This window comes from Candidatus Paracaedibacter symbiosus (assembly GCF_000757605.1).
Taxonomy (GTDB): Bacteria; Pseudomonadota; Alphaproteobacteria; order Paracaedibacterales; family Paracaedibacteraceae; genus Paracaedibacter_A; species Paracaedibacter_A symbiosus.
Genome location: NZ_JQAK01000038.1, coordinates 2498 through 3542, shown reverse-complemented (window position 1 = coordinate 3542; position 1045 = coordinate 2498). Strand labels below are relative to the sequence as shown.

The following is a 1045-nucleotide window of genomic DNA, read 5'->3' as shown; positions in this document are numbered from 1 at the left end:
ATTCATCAGCAGCGGCACGTGGCCGAACAGGTCGTGGAACAGGTCGGGTTCGGCGATGTAGTCGATCTGCTCCGGGCGCCGGATCCACCAGGTCACCGGGAAGCGGCGGTGGGCCAGGTGGTCGAAGAAATCCAGCTCCGGCAGCAGGCCCTCCACCCCGACCAGGGTCCAGCCGGTGGCCGCGCCGAGGACTTCGTTGAGCTGGTCGAAGCGCGGGATGGCGCGCGCGTCCATGCCCATCGCGTCCTGCGCCTGCAGGAACTCGTCGCAGGCCCGGCCCACCAGCAGCGCCCGCTGGCGTTCGTAGAGCGCACCCCAGGTCGCATGGTCGTCGGCGCTGTAGCCGTGCCACGGCTGCTCGACCACGGCGGTGGTGTAGACCGGGACGTAGCCCTTCTCGGTGTGCTGGTGTTCAACGCGGCGGGCGCTGGCGGTGGCTTCGGCCATGGCGGCGGGCTCATCGGGGACCAGGCCCCAGCCTAGGCCCGATCCCGCGCAATCGGGTTGCGAAGTTGCAGGCACACGGGGCATTGGCGCAATGTTCTTGCGTCAAACCACTGCTGCAAGGCAACAATGACCGCCACCGTCGAGCTGGACCGCACCGATCTGCGCCTGCTGGCCCTGCTGCAGCAGCACGGCCGCGCCGCCAACGCCGAGCTGGCCGGCCGGGTGAACCTGTCGCCCTCGGCCTGCCTGCGCCGCATCCAGCGGCTGGAATCGGCCGGCGTGGTCGCCGGCTACGCCGCCAGGCTGGACCCGCAGGCGCTGGGCCTGGGCCTGCAGGCCTTCGTCCGGGTGCAGCTGGAGAAGCACGGTGCCCACCGCATCGAGCACTTCGTCGCCCGCGTGCAGGAATGGGACGAAGTCGTCGCCTGCCATGCCCTGACCGGCGACATGGACTACCTGCTGCACGTCTACGTCCAGGACCTGGAGCACTTCTCCCGCTTCCTGCTCGACCGCCTGCTCAACGACGCCGGCGTGGCCGACGTCAATTCCAGCTTCGTGCTGCGCACGGTGAAGACGTTCCGCGGGCTGCCGCTGGCGG

General features: G+C 69.9%; 1 protein-coding gene and 1 pseudogene. One reads left to right on the top strand and one right to left on the bottom strand.

Features of this window, described 5'->3' with window-relative positions; translation table 11 throughout:
- Positions 1-447 (bottom strand): annotated as a pseudogene (locus tag IG80_RS14510) (phenylalanine 4-monooxygenase); the annotation flags it as partial.
- Positions 448-573: 126 nt separating this feature from the next.
- Here IG80_RS14510 and IG80_RS14505 point away from each other — a divergent pair.
- Positions 574-1045: Lrp/AsnC family transcriptional regulator (locus IG80_RS14505; protein ID WP_075553260.1), on the top strand; the 472-nt coding region annotated here is incomplete at its 3' end.